This is a genomic window from Erythrobacter sp. MTPC3, from assembly GCF_042854385.1.
GTDB lineage: Bacteria > Pseudomonadota > Alphaproteobacteria > Sphingomonadales > Sphingomonadaceae > Erythrobacter.
In genome coordinates this window covers 115,008-128,073 of the sequence record NZ_BTGP01000003.1, presented here as the reverse complement: position 1 = coordinate 128,073, position 13,066 = coordinate 115,008, and the positions used below count along the sequence as shown (strand labels likewise).

Below are 13,066 nucleotides of genomic sequence, written 5' to 3'. Positions count from 1 at the left end.
GCGCTCCGGTCGGTTGTGACAACATGACCCGCGCCCCATCCGCTCTTTCGCCGGAACCATCCCTTCCCGTAGAAATCCAGCAATGGTTCGATGGGCGCGGCTGGCGTGTGCGCCGTCATCAGCTCGAAATGCTGGAAAAGGCGCGCGAGGGGCGCGACGCTTTGCTGGTGGCAGATACCGGCGCGGGCAAGACGCTTGCCGGGTTTTTGCCGACCTTGTGCGATTTTGCGCCCTCTTCAGGCACCGCCCCGCAGGACGGATTGCACACGCTCTATATCTCCCCGCTCAAGGCGTTGGCCCATGATGTGAAGCGCAACCTGCTGACGCCGATTGAGGAGATCGGACTGCCGATCAAGGTCGAAACGCGCAGCGGCGACACCCCGTCGGATCGCAAGAAACGCCAGCGCGAAAAACCGCCGCATATCCTGCTGACCACACCGGAAAGCCTTTCGCTGCTCCTGTCCTATCCCGAGAGCCTCGATCTGTTTGCGGGGCTGAAACGGGTAGTGATTGATGAGGTCCACGCCTTCGCCACCGGAAAGCGCGGCGATCTGCTTGCGCTGTCGCTGGCACGGCTCGGCAAAATCGCGCCGGATATGCAACGCTCTGCGCTGTCCGCGACACTGGCCAATCCGCTGAGCTTTCAGGAATGGCTCGCGCCGCAACCCGCAGACGCGGCAGGAGAGATACATGCCGCCGATCTGGTGCTGGGCGAAAAGGGCGCAGAGCCCGACGTCGAGATCCTGCTGCCCATCGAAGAGCGCATCCCGTGGGGCGGGCATGCCGGGCGCTGGGCGGTGGGTCAGCTTTATGAAGCGATCAAGGCCAATCGCACCACTTTGATTTTCACAAACACCCGTTTCCTCGCCGAGTTTATCTTTCAATGCTTGTGGGAGGAAAACGAAGATCACCTGCCCATCGGCGTTCACCACGGCAGCCTGTCAAAGGAAGCGCGGCGTAAGGTGGAAGAGGCAATGGCGCGGGGCGAATTGCGCGCGCTGGTGGCCACAGCCAGCCTCGACCTGGGCGTAGATTGGGGCGATATCGACCTGGTCGTGCAAATGGGCGCGCCCAAAGGGTCTTCTCGGCTGTTGCAGAGGATCGGGCGCGCAGGCCACCGGCTTGATACGCGCAGCAGGGCTGTCCTGGTCCCGGGCAACCGCTTCGAATTTCTCGAAGCGATGGCAGCAAAGGACGCCGTTGACGAAGGGCAGCGGGACGGTGAGGAATTTCGCGCAGGGGGGCTGGATGTCCTCGCTCAGCATGTCATGGCGTGCGCCTGCGCCGCGCCTTTTCATGAAGACGATCTGCTCGCTGAAATCCGTTCGGCCTTATCCTATGCCTGGCTGGATGAGGAAGGCCTGCAGCGCGTCCTCAGCTTTGTCGAGAACGGCGGCTATGCGCTCAAAGCCTATGACCGGTTCAAGCGCATCGTCCGGTCGAAAGATGGCACATGGCGGCTCGCCCACCCCAATCAGGCGCAGCGCCACCGGCTGAATGCCGGGATAATTATCGACAGCGAAATGCTGACCGTGCGGTTCAAGAATGGCCGGCAACTCGGCAAGGTCGAAGAACGCTTCGCTGCGCAATTATCGACCGGTGACACATTCTTTTTTGCCGGAATGAGTGTGGAGGTCGAGAGCGTGAAGGATATGGACGTGATCGTTCGGGCGGCCAAAACCAGCGCGACGATCCCCAGCTATGGCGGGCTGCGCCTGCCGCTGACCACGCACCTTGCCGGCCGGGTTCAGGAAATGCTGGATGACCGTGCAGGCTGGGGGCGTTTTCCCGACGATGTGCGTGAATGGCTTGAGGTGCAGGATTATCGCAGCCGCTTGCCTGCACCGGGCGAATTGTTGGTCGAAAGCTTTCCCCGCGCGGGCAAACATTACACGACCTATTATACGTTCGAGGGGTGGAACGCGAACCAGTCGCTGGGGATGCTTATCACCCGCCGCATGGAAGATCGCGGTCTGTTGCCCGCCGGTTTCGTTGCCAATGATTACTGCCTCGCCGTCTGGGGTCTGCGACCGGTTGACGATCCCAAACCGCTGCTGTCACCCGATATCCTGACACATGAATTCACCGATTGGGTGACGGAGAGCCACCTGCTGCGCCGCGCCTTCCGCGAAGTGGCGGTGATCAGCGGGCTGGTGGAGCGCCAGCAACCGGGGAAGCGCAAGACGGGCAAACAGGTCACCTTTTCGACCGACCTCATCTACGATGTGCTGAAGAAGTATGAGCCCGACCATGTCCTGCTGGAGGCAGCATGGGCCGATGCGCGGGCACGTATGACCGATGTCGGGCGGCTCGCCGATTTGCTGGAGCGGTCACAGACCGAACTGGTCCATGTGAAGCTGGACCGTGTCAGCCCGCTATCGGTGCCGGTGATGACCATGATTGGGCGCGAGGCCGTGCCGCAGGGTGCGGTCGACGATGAGCTGCTGATCGAGGCGGAAAGCCTGATTGGCGATGCCATGCGGATCGCGCCGGAAGAGTGAATGCAGGAGGGCGAGGATTAGATAACTTCCCCTGATCCTTGAAAGAACTGCTCGCAGCCACTTGGCACGATTAAGCTGACTTCGGACCCAAGAGCATCTGTGCCGTCTGCCGACCGGGGAGGTATGAAATAAACTCGATCGAACATTTGGTATCGCTGTAACCGGTCGAAGCAAATTTCGCTTGAGTGAACTCCCGCCGCGGCAATCGCGGCGAGCACCTCTGCTGACTTTCCATAAGCAGCATCGGGGTGGGGGCTGAAGAGCACGGTCGGGTAGTCGATCCCGGCATTCTGTATCGCCTGTGAGAGCTCTCGCAACGCAATAGGCGATCCATTTAGGAACACAGCCCCATCTTTAGCCAGTTCCACCGTTAGATATGCTGGAGCGAATGCAGTTTCCAATGGGTGGGAGACATATGGCAAATCAACAAGCAATGTATGGGTACGCGGTGTTGCAGCATTCCAAAGCAAGGTAAGCACCGCGAGGATCGCTGCAAAAATCGCGATCGGGCGAATGTCGATGCGACTGATAGGCAGCTCCGGTGGCGGGGTGCGGCGCCCGGTGCGACCCCGAACGCTCATCCTGCGCCTCACAATCCGAAATCTTTGTGCCGGGCGTTCTCGACAAAGGCGAAGCGTTCAGCGCCTGCATCCCGGATAAGCGAAATGGTTTTCGCTGACATGTCATAGCTGGCGAGGGCCGCAGGTTCAAAGCGCAGGAGCGGCTCTTCATCCATCGCGGTGACCGCCGCAACGGACGCGCTTAGCTGCGCATGGGTAACAGGCTCGCCGTTCCAGAGCAGATCGTCATTCGCAGTGATGAACACCGTGTTTTCCTCTGCGATTGTGAGGGGCAGCACTGGCGGTTCGCCCGGTAGTTCAACGCTGGTCTGATGGGTCGGCATGGGCACGGCAAGGATGACCATGATAAGCAGGACCAGCAGCACGTCGATAAACGGGGTGACGTTCATTTCGCCCATGGGCTGCTTGCGCCTAAACGGTCCCTTGCGCGGGCTCCCGGAAAACCGGCTACGATACGGAATGATCTGAGTAGTCATGATTGCACTCCCTGAATGCGCGCACTTCGATAGATGGACGTGCACTATCGGCAGACACTGTATATCATAACTGAAAGGTTGCCTAATGCGTACCCGTACGTGGATCGCAACTGGCTGGCCATGCTGCATCTCGGACATGAAAAAGGGGCGGTCCCTTACGGGCCGCCCCTTGATTGTACTAGCCGAAAGCTGGCTGGAGCCTATTGCTGGCCGCCTGCTCCTGGACCTCCGGTGCCAAATGACCGGTATTTTTCATTACCGACAAAACCGAACTTGGTGACGCCTGAAGCCTTGATCAGGTTCAGCACGCGGGCCGACAGGTCGTAACTCGCCAATGCCTCTGGCTCAAACTGAAGCTCAGGCTCGGTTGCCATGAGGGTCGATTCTTGCAGCAATGTAACCAGCTGCCCCTGCGAAATGGCCTCGCCATTCCAAAGAATCTGGTCGGCGGCCGAAAGGACAAGCTTGTTCTTGACCGGATCAATGTCCGGCGGCGGCGTGTTCGAATTGTCCTGCGGCAGATCGATATCGATCGAGTGCGTTGCCACCGGGATGGTGATGATGAACATGATCAGCAGAACGAGCAAAACGTCGATCAGCGGTGTCATGTTCATATCGAGCATCGGCTCGCCGTCTAGCTGGCCTCCTGCCATACCCATGATTGTTACTCCTTGCTGTCGAACCGGATCGCCGGTCCGAATATATCGTTAGATACCGGGTTCGACCGGGTTCGAAATGAAGCCCACGGTCGGATAGCCTGCGGCCTGCACGTTGTAGATCGCACCGGCAACACAGCGCCATGGCGCCTGCGTATCACCGCGGATGTGAACCTGCGGAATACGCTCCGGATCTTCCATGATGGCTTCGGCTCCGCCAGCTGCATCGACAATAGCATCGAGGCGGGCAAAGGCCCGGTCATACAATTCTTCAGACGTCACCGGGGTGATGTTGTTGAAGTAGACCCGGCATTCGCCGCCGCGCGATGCGCCTTCGAAGCCGGGCTCACCCGCGCTGCGTCCGCTGCTATCTGTCGTGCTGACGGTCAGAAGAAGGTTTTCAACCTTGTTCTTCGATTCAATCGATTCGAAGACTGGAATTTCCAGCTTTTCGATCGTCTGGATCGCAACCGGAACCGCGATGAGGAAGATGATCAGGAGAACGAGCATCACGTCCACCAATGGGGTGGTGTTGATGTCGGACATCGGCGTCTCGCCGCCTCCCATCGAAATCGCCATTGCCTAATTCCTATCCCTAAAAAATTTCATTCGACACGTTCGTTTGGTCACGGACGTGAATTGGGGTGAGACAGGGGCCGCAAGCTCAGCGGCCCCCGATTAATTCACCTTGGCCTTACGACTTGGTCGGCGGAGTGCGAACACCACCTGCGGTCGTTGCTGGCTTGGCAACAGCCTTTGGCTTGCCAGCCGGGGTGCCGACGGCAGGCTTAACCGCACCGTTGGAACCGATATATGCCACGATGTCGTTCGAGAAGTCGGTCATCAGGGCGTTGATGCGGCGGTTGCGCGACTGCAGCCAGTTAAACGCAAGCACGGCAGGCACAGCCACGAGAAGACCGATGGCAGTCATGATGAGAGCTTCACCAACCGGACCGGCAACCTTATCGATCGAGGCAGAACCTTCGATGCCGATGTTGATCAGGGCGCGATAGATACCGATAACCGTACCGAGCAGACCGATGAACGGCGCGGTAGCACCGACCGATGCGAGGAACGACAGGCCACCCGAAAGGCTCTGGTTGATCGTGTCCTGCGAGTGAGCAAGCTCTTCCTCGACGAAGTGGATCTCGTTGCCAGCACCTTCCATTTTGGAGTGGTGCTCCTGCGCGGTCACCGCGTCGTCGGCGAGCTGGCGCCATGCGCTGTTCTTTTCAAGCTTGGTCGCGCCTTCTTTCAGCGTAGGAGCACGCCAGTATGAGCTACGGACAGCCTTGTACTGTTTCATCACCTTGTTCTGTTCGAACAGCTTGGTGAAGAGGATGTAGAACGAGCCGACAGACATGATGACCATGACAGCAAGGATCGACCAGGCGACGGGGCCGCCTTCTTCCATGGCTTTCCAGAAGCCGAATTCGTTGACTGGCGCTTCAGCGGCGGCAGCTGTGAGATAGGTAAGGTTCATTGCGAGTATTCCTCTTGAAAATTTCGTCCCAGTGGCAGCGCCCTCTCCACAAGGGCGAAGCCGAAATGCGTAATCAGTTCAAACGATAGGTAATCCGCGTTGCATAGCTATCCGATGTCGGATTGCCTGCTGCGTTTAGCGCCGGGTTGAACCGGGCATATCGTTCCATCCCGCGGCATGCTGCATCATCGAGAATGCTGGACCCGCTGGATGCGGTGACCGAGCAATTCGTGGCACGCCCATCGGCGGTGACGGTGACGCGAACGCCAACCGTGCCTTCGATCTCTTCACGCAGAGCGCGTGAGGGATAGTTTTCCTGAATACGGGCCGCCCAGCGGCGTTCGCCGCGGGTGGTTGCGCCACGTGCCTGAGACGGCGGCGGCGGTGCTGGCGGCGCGACCGGAGCAGGCGGCGGGATAACCAGCGCCGGCGGAGCGGGCGGCGGTATCGTCGGCTGCGTCCGGATCGGCGGCGGTGCCGGCGCAATATTAATCGGAGGCGGCGGCGCTACCGGAGGCGGCGGCGCAACTTCTTGCGGCTGCTCTGGCGGTGGCTCATCCGGCTCTTCAGGCGGGGGTGGTGGTTCTTCCAAGTCGAACGTCTCGACCCGCTCAATAACCTCTTTGACAGCCGAAATGGCTAGGCCGGAGATGAGCAGGTACCCGATCAGAACATGGATTATCGCCACTATGACAATGGAAACGATCTTGTTCCCACTCATTTGTTGGTCAGCGTAGGCCATCCAGTCGCTTCTCTCCATCACAAGCCGGCGGACATACCGGCACAATTCTCACGTCGTGTCCGAATCAGAAAGGTTCCGAATCGGACCGCTAATACGCGAATCCCAGAATATTGAATCCCACAGATTGGTGACTGTTCCAAAGATTATGGCCAGTCCCCGCCCAGTGGGCCACCGTTAATGCAGGGCAAAAACGGTGTTTATCCTTGTGAGGACGATGTCCCCAGATGCCTCACAAGACGGTTAGGCTTTAACGGTCAACCCTTGGGCAATCAAACGCTTTATCGGTTCAGGGGCAATTCACTGCGCTTCCTTTCAAATGTGAAAGTCTGCATAGAACGCCGCAAAACCGGCCGGGAATTTTTAAACAATGGCGATCATTAACCAAAAATTAAACATTGGATTCAAGCGTCTAGCAACACTTGCGCTGGCTGCAACCGCCCCGCTTGCAGGGGCGGCAACAATCGCCGCTGTTCCCGCCGCGGCGCAAACGCAAAGCGCAGCCGATCGCGCGACATATGCCGATCTGGTCCGCATTGCCGAACAAAGCGAACTTGTCATTCGTGCCCAGATTCGCAGGCAGACCCGTGTCATCGCCGAACGTGCGCCGGGGCTTCAGCCCGGATTCGCACGGCTCTATATAGAAGCCGACACCCAGGCGCTGATCGCGGGTGACACCGCAATTGGCCAATCGATAGTCTATCTGGCAGATGTCCCGCTGGATGCAGATGGCAAACCGCCCAAGCTGAAAAAGCAGCAGGTGCTGCTGTTTGCCAACACCGTGCCGGGCAGGCCCGTCTCAAGTCGGGGGCAGGAAATACAGCTGATCGGTCCCAACGGGCAGTTGCCATATTCGCCGGAATTCGAGGCCCGCCTTCGCCCAGTTTTAACGTCGCTGTCTTCGGCCGATCTACCGCCAGTAGTGGAAGGGATTGCCGATGCTCTCGCAGTGCAGGGCACTTTGGCCGGAGAATCAGAAACGCAGGTCTTCCTGCGCACACAGGACCGCTCGCCGGTCTCGCTCACCGTGCTGCGCCGCCCGGGCCAACCACCGGTCTGGGGTGTTTCCTGGGGCGAAATTATCGACGCTGCGGCCCGATCACCGGAACGCGGCACACTGCGCTGGTACAGGCTTGCCTGCGCGCTGCCGGCAGAATTGCCCAGCAGTGCCAATCTGGCCCGCGATGCGGCGGCGCGCCGTCTGGCCGCTGCCGACTACGCTTTTGTAATTGAGCAGTTGGGGGAATGTGACCGCGCAATTACCGAATAGCGAAAGCATCAGCGAGTCGCCAATCATTGCAAGCCCAGCTTTAACGCGCGTCATTTTCAATTCCTTGACCGCGCGGCAGCTTGGTTTAATCGGACGCGCTCTGCACCGCCTGACTGGAGCCTCCTTTGTCCGAAAATTCGATCCCTGCGCCCGGCCGCATTGAACCTTTGCGCATCGCTATCGCAGGCCTCGGCACAGTGGGTGCCGGTGTCATCAGGCTCCTTAACACCAATCACGACCTGATCGCCGCACGCGCGGGCAGGCCGATAGAGGTCGTCGCCGTCTGCGCCCGTGACCGCACCCAGCAGCGCAGCGTCGATATCACCCCATTTGCGTGGGAAGACGATATGAGCGCGCTGGCATCGCGCCCGGATATCGATGTGATGGTGGAACTGGTCGGCGGATCGGACGGCCCGGCGCTCGCCGCCTCGCGTGCCGCGCTGTCTTCGGGCAAGGGGCTGGTTACGGCGAACAAGGCGATGATTGCGCATCATGGCCTTGCGCTGGCTGAACTGGCCGAAGCGGGCGGTGTCCCGCTGAAATTCGAGGCTGCTGTTGCTGGCGGCATTCCCGTCGTGAAGGGATTGCGCGAAGGAACATCGGCCAATGCGCTGACCAAGGTTTACGGCATTCTCAACGGCACTTGCAATTACATCCTTTCCGAAATGGAAGAGACCGGCGCAGACTTTGCAGAGACTCTCGCCGAGGCACAGAAGCTGGGTTACGCCGAAGCTGATCCGACCTTCGATATTGAAGGGATCGATGCCGCGCATAAACTTTCGATTTTGGCGGCAATCGGGTTTGGTGCGCGGGTCGATTTCGGCTCGGTTCGCACCACCGGTATCGTGCAGGTGCGCGCTGCCGATATTGCGCAAGCCGATGCACTTGGCTTTGTAATCCGCCTGATCGCGCAGGCTGATGTAGAAGGTGAAGGCGCCGATGCGCGCCTGCTGCAACGTGTCCGCCCGTGCTTGGTCGCGAAAGATCACCCGCTTGCGCCGGTTTATGGCCCAACCAACGCCGTCGTGGCGGAAGGCAATTTTTCAGGCCGCCTGCTGTTTCAGGGCGCAGGCGCAGGCGACGGACCAACAGCCAGCGCGGTGGTCGCCGATCTGATCGATATTGCCCGCACTCACGGCAAAAGCGGGGAAGTCGGTGCGCCGTTCTCCATGCCAGCAGCGCAGCTTGCCGCGCTTGGCCCGGCAGAACCGGGGCACCGGATGGAGCGAACGTACATACGCTTTACCGTCAATGACCGTCCCGGTGTGCTGGCCGAGATTACGGCTGCGATGCGCGATGCGGACGTATCCATCGAAAGCCTGATCCAGCAGGGCCGCGCGAACGAAGGCACCGAAGTGCTGGTCGCAATGGTCACGCATGAGGGACCGGAACGCTGTGTGCGTCAGGCGCTCGACCTGCTCGAAGGGTCGGACAGCCTGACAGGAGAACCGCTGGTCATGCCGATCCTGCCAAACTGATCATGCTTTGCTGAAACGCCGCTTCATTCGGGCTCGTCCTGGGGCGGAACAGCGTTTTCAAGTGCGCGCAAGCGGCGCTGTATCTCTTCGGCGGACAATTCGTCATCCGAACCAAGCGGGACCAGCCCCTGCGCAATCCGGTCCGCGTCGGAACCTGACGGAGCCTCTGGCAATGCCTCGACATCGATCATCAGGGCCGGGTCTTTCGGGCATGGCGGAAAGAAGCATAGGCCGCTGATCGACGGCTCGCCGCGAAATATGCCTTCGCCAGCGACGTCCGGCGCAGCAATTGTGCCTGCAAAGACGGTTTCTTCGGCATAATTGCGGCGTGCATCGGCGCGGCTACCGCTGTAATAATCATTCGGATTTTCGACGATCTGGCGGCAGACGATAATCTCCCGCGTGACGCGAGCCGCGTCGATTTCAGCCTCGCACTCGCGGATTTCGGCTTCGCTTGGCGATGGGGGTTCGGGCGGCTCGACCAGAATGTCGATGACCAGATTGCCGTCATCGGCTTCGGCTTCCTCCTGTGCGGCTAAGGGCGCGGAGACGGTGAGCAGCGCTGCGCCTGCTATCAGGGGTAGCGCGGCCCGCCTCATTCAGGCGCGGGTTCGACCGGCGGCGCGTTGAGCCCCAGCGCGCGGCGGCGTTTGGCGATCTCTTCGGGAGAAAGCTCCTCGTCCTCCCCCAGCGGAGGCAGACCGCGGGCGATCCGGTCTGCGTCCGATCCCGCTGGCGCTTCGGGCAGAGCCTCGACATCGATGAGCAGCGCGGGCGGCGGGACGGAGCCAAAGCCGATTGAATTGCCATGGTTGGGGATACCGAAAGTGTTGGGTGTGCTGCCACCCTTTGTCCGCTCGGCATACCGTTTTTCCCACTCGGCCTTGTTCCACGAACCATCGCTTGCCTCGCCAAGTTGGCGGCAGACCACGATTTCATTCGCGATCCTCCCGGCATCGGCTTCACGTTCGCAATCCTGTTCTAGCAGCTGGTCAGACTCGTCGCGCGGGACGGTGACTGAGAGATCGAGAGGCTGCGGACGGGGCGCAGGTTCGCTTTGCTCTGAGGCATCGACCGCAGGCGTCACGGCAGGGTCATCTTGGGCTGCGAGAGGGTCGGGCACGCTGGCCAGACTGGCGATCAGTGCCGAAACGGCGCATAAGCGCAAAACGGGTGCAGCATTGCTCGACAAGCCCGTCTCCTTCGGCTTAAGCGGTCGGCGCATATCAATGCACGCATTTTGACGCGTGTGAAAGACCACGGGGACTGAATTTCGCATGAATACCATCGAGAATACCGACGTTCTGGCCGATAAAGAGCCGCAAACCGAAAGCGCGCTGGACCGCGTGCTCGTTTTGGAGATGGTGCGTGTGACCGAAGCGGCAGCAGTTGCCGCTGCGCAGCTTGTCGGTCGCGGCGATGAAAAGGCCGCCGATGCCGCCGCTGTTGAAGCGATGCGACGCGCCTTTGACGACCTCTACATGGATGGCACCGTAGTCATCGGCGAAGGTGAGCGCGACGAGGCACCGATGCTGTATATCGGCGAAAAGGTCGGCGGCGCGCCGGGCAAGGGGCCGAAGATCGACATCGCTCTCGATCCGCTGGAAGGGACGACCATCACGGCAAAGGCTGGTCCGAACTCACTCGCCGTGCTGGCGGCTGCGGAAGAGGGCAACCTGCTCAACGCGCCTGATGTTTACATGGACAAGCTGGCCGTTGGTCCCGGCTACCCCGAAGGCGTGATCGACCTCGCCAAGACCCCTACCGAAAACGTCGAAGCGGTCGCGGCAGCAAAGGGTGTGGAGCCGTCCGATATCATTGTGTGTGTGCTTGACCGGCCGCGCCATGCCGATCTGATTGCAGAACTGCGCGCACTGGGCTGCGGCGTTGTCCTGATTGGCGACGGCGATGTTGCAGGCGTGATCGCGGTAACGGATCAGGACACCACGATTGACATGTATATGGGCCAGGGCGGAGCGCCCGAAGGCGTGCTCGCCGCAGCGGCGCTGCGCTGCGTCGGCGGGCAGTTCAATGGCCGGCTGGTATTCCGCAACGATGATGAGCGTGCCCGGGCAAAGAAGTGGGGCATCACCGACCTCAATCGCATCTACAAACTGGAAGAGCTGGCCAAAGGCGACTGCATTTTCGCTGCGACCGGCGTGACTTCAGGTTCGCTTCTGGACGGAGTGAAACGCCGCCGTAAATCGACAGGCGCGACGATCATGACCACGGACAGCGTCGTCATGCGCGCCAGTTCCGGCACCGTGCGCTGGATCAAAGGCCACCACCGCATCGCTCCCCATCGGACGAGCTAGACCTCGCGGTAAGGGCGAGGGTCCTCGCACGGATCATGTAGCAAAGCGCGCTGGATCAAAGGCCAGCACCGCATCGCTCCCCATCGGACGAGCTAGGCCCCGCGGTCAGAGCCACGGTTCTCCACCTGCTGTGTCGCCCCGCAATACCAGTTGCAATCCGCAACTCATTTGCTATTTTCCGGGCAGGAGGATGACAAGATGCCGAACCTGACAGACTATGTTGATCGGGAAATTCACCTCGCTAAGATGGTTGGCGATCGCGGGTGTGAGTTCGCCCATCTGGAGCGGGCGCATAATCCTTAGCCAGTATTCTACGCGCGATCATGTGCGCGTTCACGTGCTGATGCTGAAATGGGGTCTGCGAGAGCGCGAGCCGCGCGAAGTCGCAGGCCAGCTGCTGCGGATTATAGGTGCGGCCACGAAAACCGCCATCGGATGGATCCCGACGGGCAACACCGGAGGCGCCAATGTCAGCCCGATTAAGCCGATGCCGCTGCCCGATGATCTTGCCGCGATTATCGCGCGGCACAGTCGCTGACTTGAGGACAAAGCTGCGCGCCCACTATTGCGTTGCACTGCTTCTCGTCTAGGCGAGGGCAACCATTTGTCTCTCGGGGATTCGCGACCGATGAAAATCATGTCCGGCAATTCAAACCTGCCGCTTGCCCGGGCCATCGCGGCCTATCTTGAAATGCCTCTTACCGATGCGAGCGTGCGCCGCTTTGCCGACGAGGAGGTGTTCGTCGAGATTCACGAGAATGTGCGCGGCGAAGATGTATTTATCGTCCAGTCGACCAGTTTTCCTGCGAACGATAATCTGATGGAATTGCTGATCGGTATCGACGCGCTGCGCCGCGCGTCGGCCCGCCGGATCACTGCCGTCATCCCGTATTTCGGCTATGCCCGGCAGGACCGCAAACCCGGACCGCGCACACCGATTTCGGCAAAACTTGTCGCCAATCTGGTCACAGAGGCCGGAGCAGACCGCGTTCTGGCAGTCGATCTGCACGCGGGCCAGATCCAGGGCTTCTTCGATATTCCGACCGACAACCTTTACGCCGCACCGGTGATGGCAGCTGACATTCAGGCGCGTTACGGCGATCAGGATTTGATGGTCGTCTCCCCCGATGTCGGCGGTGTGGTCCGTGCCCGCGCGCTGGCAAAGCGGCTCGACAACGCACCGCTCGCAATCGTTGACAAGCGCCGCGATCGTCCGGGCGAAAGTGAAGTCATGAACATCATCGGCGAGGTCGAAGGGCGTCACTGCGTCATGATCGACGATATTGTCGATTCGGGCGGAACGCTGTGCAACGCAGCCGAGGCGCTGCTGCAAAATGGAGCAAAATCGGTTGCGGCCTACATCACCCACGGTGTTTTGTCGGGCGGTGCGGTGGCGCGGATCAACGGTTCGAAATTGAAAGAGCTGGTGATTTCGGATTCGATCCGCCCGACAGAAGCTGCCGAGGCGTCTGACCGTATCCGCATCATGACCATCGCACCGCTGGTGGGTGAGGCCATCCGGCGGATCGCCGATGAAAGCAGCGTCAGCTCGCTGTTCGACTGACGC

At 60.2% G+C, this 13,066-nt stretch carries 14 protein-coding genes; 6 read left to right on the top strand and 8 right to left on the bottom strand.

Annotated features, from left to right (window positions below; all coding sequences use genetic code 11):
• Positions 1 to 23: 23 nt before the first annotated feature.
• Positions 24 to 2,501 (top strand): ligase-associated DNA damage response DEXH box helicase, encoded by a 2,478-nt coding sequence (locus tag ACGHU1_RS05280; RefSeq protein ID WP_390584220.1) that lies wholly within the window; start codon positions 24 to 26, stop codon positions 2,499 to 2,501.
• A gap of 17 nt (positions 2,502 to 2,518) precedes the next feature.
• On the opposite strand, the gene ACGHU1_RS05275 is transcribed toward ACGHU1_RS05280, so the two are convergent.
• The 6 genes from ACGHU1_RS05275 to ACGHU1_RS05250 all read right to left on the bottom strand — a co-directional run bounded on the left by ACGHU1_RS05275 (position 2,519) and on the right by ACGHU1_RS05250 (position 6,439).
• Positions 2,519 to 3,082, bottom strand: coding sequence for an ExbD/TolR family protein (locus ACGHU1_RS05275; RefSeq protein ID WP_390584217.1), 564 nt, complete (start codon positions 3,080 to 3,082; stop codon positions 2,519 to 2,521).
• Between the two features lie 8 nt (positions 3,083 to 3,090).
• A complete protein-coding gene (locus ACGHU1_RS05270) occupies positions 3,091 to 3,558 on the bottom strand; it encodes an ExbD/TolR family protein (RefSeq protein WP_390584215.1) in 468 nt (155 codons plus the stop codon).
• A 200-nt stretch (positions 3,559 to 3,758) separates the two neighbouring features.
• A complete protein-coding gene (locus ACGHU1_RS05265; protein WP_390584212.1) occupies positions 3,759 to 4,217 on the bottom strand; it encodes an ExbD/TolR family protein in 459 nt (152 codons plus the stop codon).
• A 48-nt stretch (positions 4,218 to 4,265) separates the two neighbouring features.
• Positions 4,266 to 4,793, bottom strand: a complete 528-nt coding sequence (locus ACGHU1_RS05260) for an ExbD/TolR family protein (protein WP_390584210.1) — start codon at positions 4,791 to 4,793, stop codon at positions 4,266 to 4,268.
• 115 nt (positions 4,794 to 4,908) lie between these two features.
• Positions 4,909 to 5,697, bottom strand: a complete 789-nt coding sequence (locus tag ACGHU1_RS05255; protein WP_390584208.1) for a MotA/TolQ/ExbB proton channel family protein — start codon at positions 5,695 to 5,697, stop codon at positions 4,909 to 4,911.
• Between the two features lie 73 nt (positions 5,698 to 5,770).
• Positions 5,771 to 6,439: an energy transducer TonB gene (locus tag ACGHU1_RS05250; RefSeq protein ID WP_390584205.1), complete on the bottom strand. Its 669-nt coding sequence runs from the start codon at positions 6,437 to 6,439 to the stop codon at positions 5,771 to 5,773.
• A 367-nt stretch (positions 6,440 to 6,806) separates the two neighbouring features.
• Here ACGHU1_RS05250 and ACGHU1_RS05245 point away from each other — a divergent pair, with 367 nt between their 5' ends.
• Positions 6,807 to 7,706 carry a hypothetical protein gene (locus tag ACGHU1_RS05245; protein WP_390584202.1) on the top strand — a complete coding sequence of 300 codons (900 nt, stop codon included), beginning with the start codon at positions 6,807 to 6,809 and terminating at the stop codon, positions 7,704 to 7,706.
• A 125-nt stretch (positions 7,707 to 7,831) separates the two neighbouring features.
• Entirely contained in the window at positions 7,832 to 9,184 is a 1,353-nt protein-coding gene (locus ACGHU1_RS05240) for a homoserine dehydrogenase (RefSeq protein WP_390584200.1), read from the top strand.
• A 23-nt stretch (positions 9,185 to 9,207) separates the two neighbouring features.
• On the opposite strand, the gene ACGHU1_RS05235 is transcribed toward ACGHU1_RS05240, so the two are convergent.
• Both ACGHU1_RS05235 and ACGHU1_RS05230 read right to left on the bottom strand, forming a co-directional pair.
• Positions 9,208 to 9,783, bottom strand: coding sequence for a hypothetical protein (locus ACGHU1_RS05235; protein ID WP_390584197.1), 576 nt, complete (start codon positions 9,781 to 9,783; stop codon positions 9,208 to 9,210).
• On the bottom strand, positions 9,780 to 10,376 hold the full coding sequence (locus ACGHU1_RS05230; RefSeq protein WP_390584195.1) for a hypothetical protein: 597 nt from the start codon (positions 10,374 to 10,376) through the stop codon (positions 9,780 to 9,782). The genes ACGHU1_RS05235 and ACGHU1_RS05230 overlap by 4 nt, the downstream gene beginning before the upstream one ends.
• An 85-nt stretch (positions 10,377 to 10,461) precedes the next feature.
• Between ACGHU1_RS05230 and glpX the strand changes: the two genes are divergently transcribed.
• The 3 genes from glpX to ACGHU1_RS05215 all read left to right on the top strand — a co-directional run bounded on the left by glpX (position 10,462) and on the right by ACGHU1_RS05215 (position 13,063).
• Positions 10,462 to 11,499, top strand: coding sequence for a class II fructose-bisphosphatase (glpX, locus tag ACGHU1_RS05225; RefSeq protein ID WP_390584192.1), 1,038 nt, complete (start codon positions 10,462 to 10,464; stop codon positions 11,497 to 11,499).
• A gap of 265 nt (positions 11,500 to 11,764) precedes the next feature.
• Positions 11,765 to 12,037: a DUF3703 domain-containing protein gene (locus ACGHU1_RS05220; protein ID WP_390584188.1), complete on the top strand. Its 273-nt coding sequence runs from the start codon at positions 11,765 to 11,767 to the stop codon at positions 12,035 to 12,037.
• Between the two features lie 90 nt (positions 12,038 to 12,127).
• Positions 12,128 to 13,063, top strand: coding sequence for a ribose-phosphate pyrophosphokinase (locus ACGHU1_RS05215; protein WP_390584186.1), 936 nt, complete (start codon positions 12,128 to 12,130; stop codon positions 13,061 to 13,063).
• Positions 13,064 to 13,066: the final 3 nt, after the last annotated feature.

Bases quoted from the DNA above. Each gene is read 5' to 3' on its own strand.
- ACGHU1_RS05265 (WP_390584212.1), bottom strand. From the start codon at position 4,217: ATGGGTATGGCAGGAGGCCAGCTAGACGGCGAGCCGATGCTCGATATG.
- ACGHU1_RS05245 (WP_390584202.1), top strand. From the start codon at position 6,807: ATGGCGATCATTAACCAAAAATTAAACATTGGATTCAAGCGTCTAGCA.
- ACGHU1_RS05280 (WP_390584220.1), top strand. From the start codon at position 24: ATGACCCGCGCCCCATCCGCTCTTTCGCCGGAACCATCCCTTCCCGTA.
- ACGHU1_RS05235 (WP_390584197.1), bottom strand. From the start codon at position 9,783: ATGAGGCGGGCCGCGCTACCCCTGATAGCAGGCGCAGCGCTGCTCACC.
- ACGHU1_RS05255 (WP_390584208.1), bottom strand. From the start codon at position 5,697: ATGAACCTTACCTATCTCACAGCTGCCGCCGCTGAAGCGCCAGTCAAC.
- ACGHU1_RS05260 (WP_390584210.1), bottom strand. From the start codon at position 4,793: ATGGCGATTTCGATGGGAGGCGGCGAGACGCCGATGTCCGACATCAAC.
- ACGHU1_RS05250 (WP_390584205.1), bottom strand. From the start codon at position 6,439: ATGGCCTACGCTGACCAACAAATGAGTGGGAACAAGATCGTTTCCATT.
- ACGHU1_RS05270 (WP_390584215.1), bottom strand. From the start codon at position 3,558: ATGACTACTCAGATCATTCCGTATCGTAGCCGGTTTTCCGGGAGCCCG.
- ACGHU1_RS05275 (WP_390584217.1), bottom strand. From the start codon at position 3,082: ATGAGCGTTCGGGGTCGCACCGGGCGCCGCACCCCGCCACCGGAGCTG.
- glpX (WP_390584192.1), top strand. From the start codon at position 10,462: ATGAATACCATCGAGAATACCGACGTTCTGGCCGATAAAGAGCCGCAA.
- ACGHU1_RS05215 (WP_390584186.1), top strand. From the start codon at position 12,128: ATGAAAATCATGTCCGGCAATTCAAACCTGCCGCTTGCCCGGGCCATC.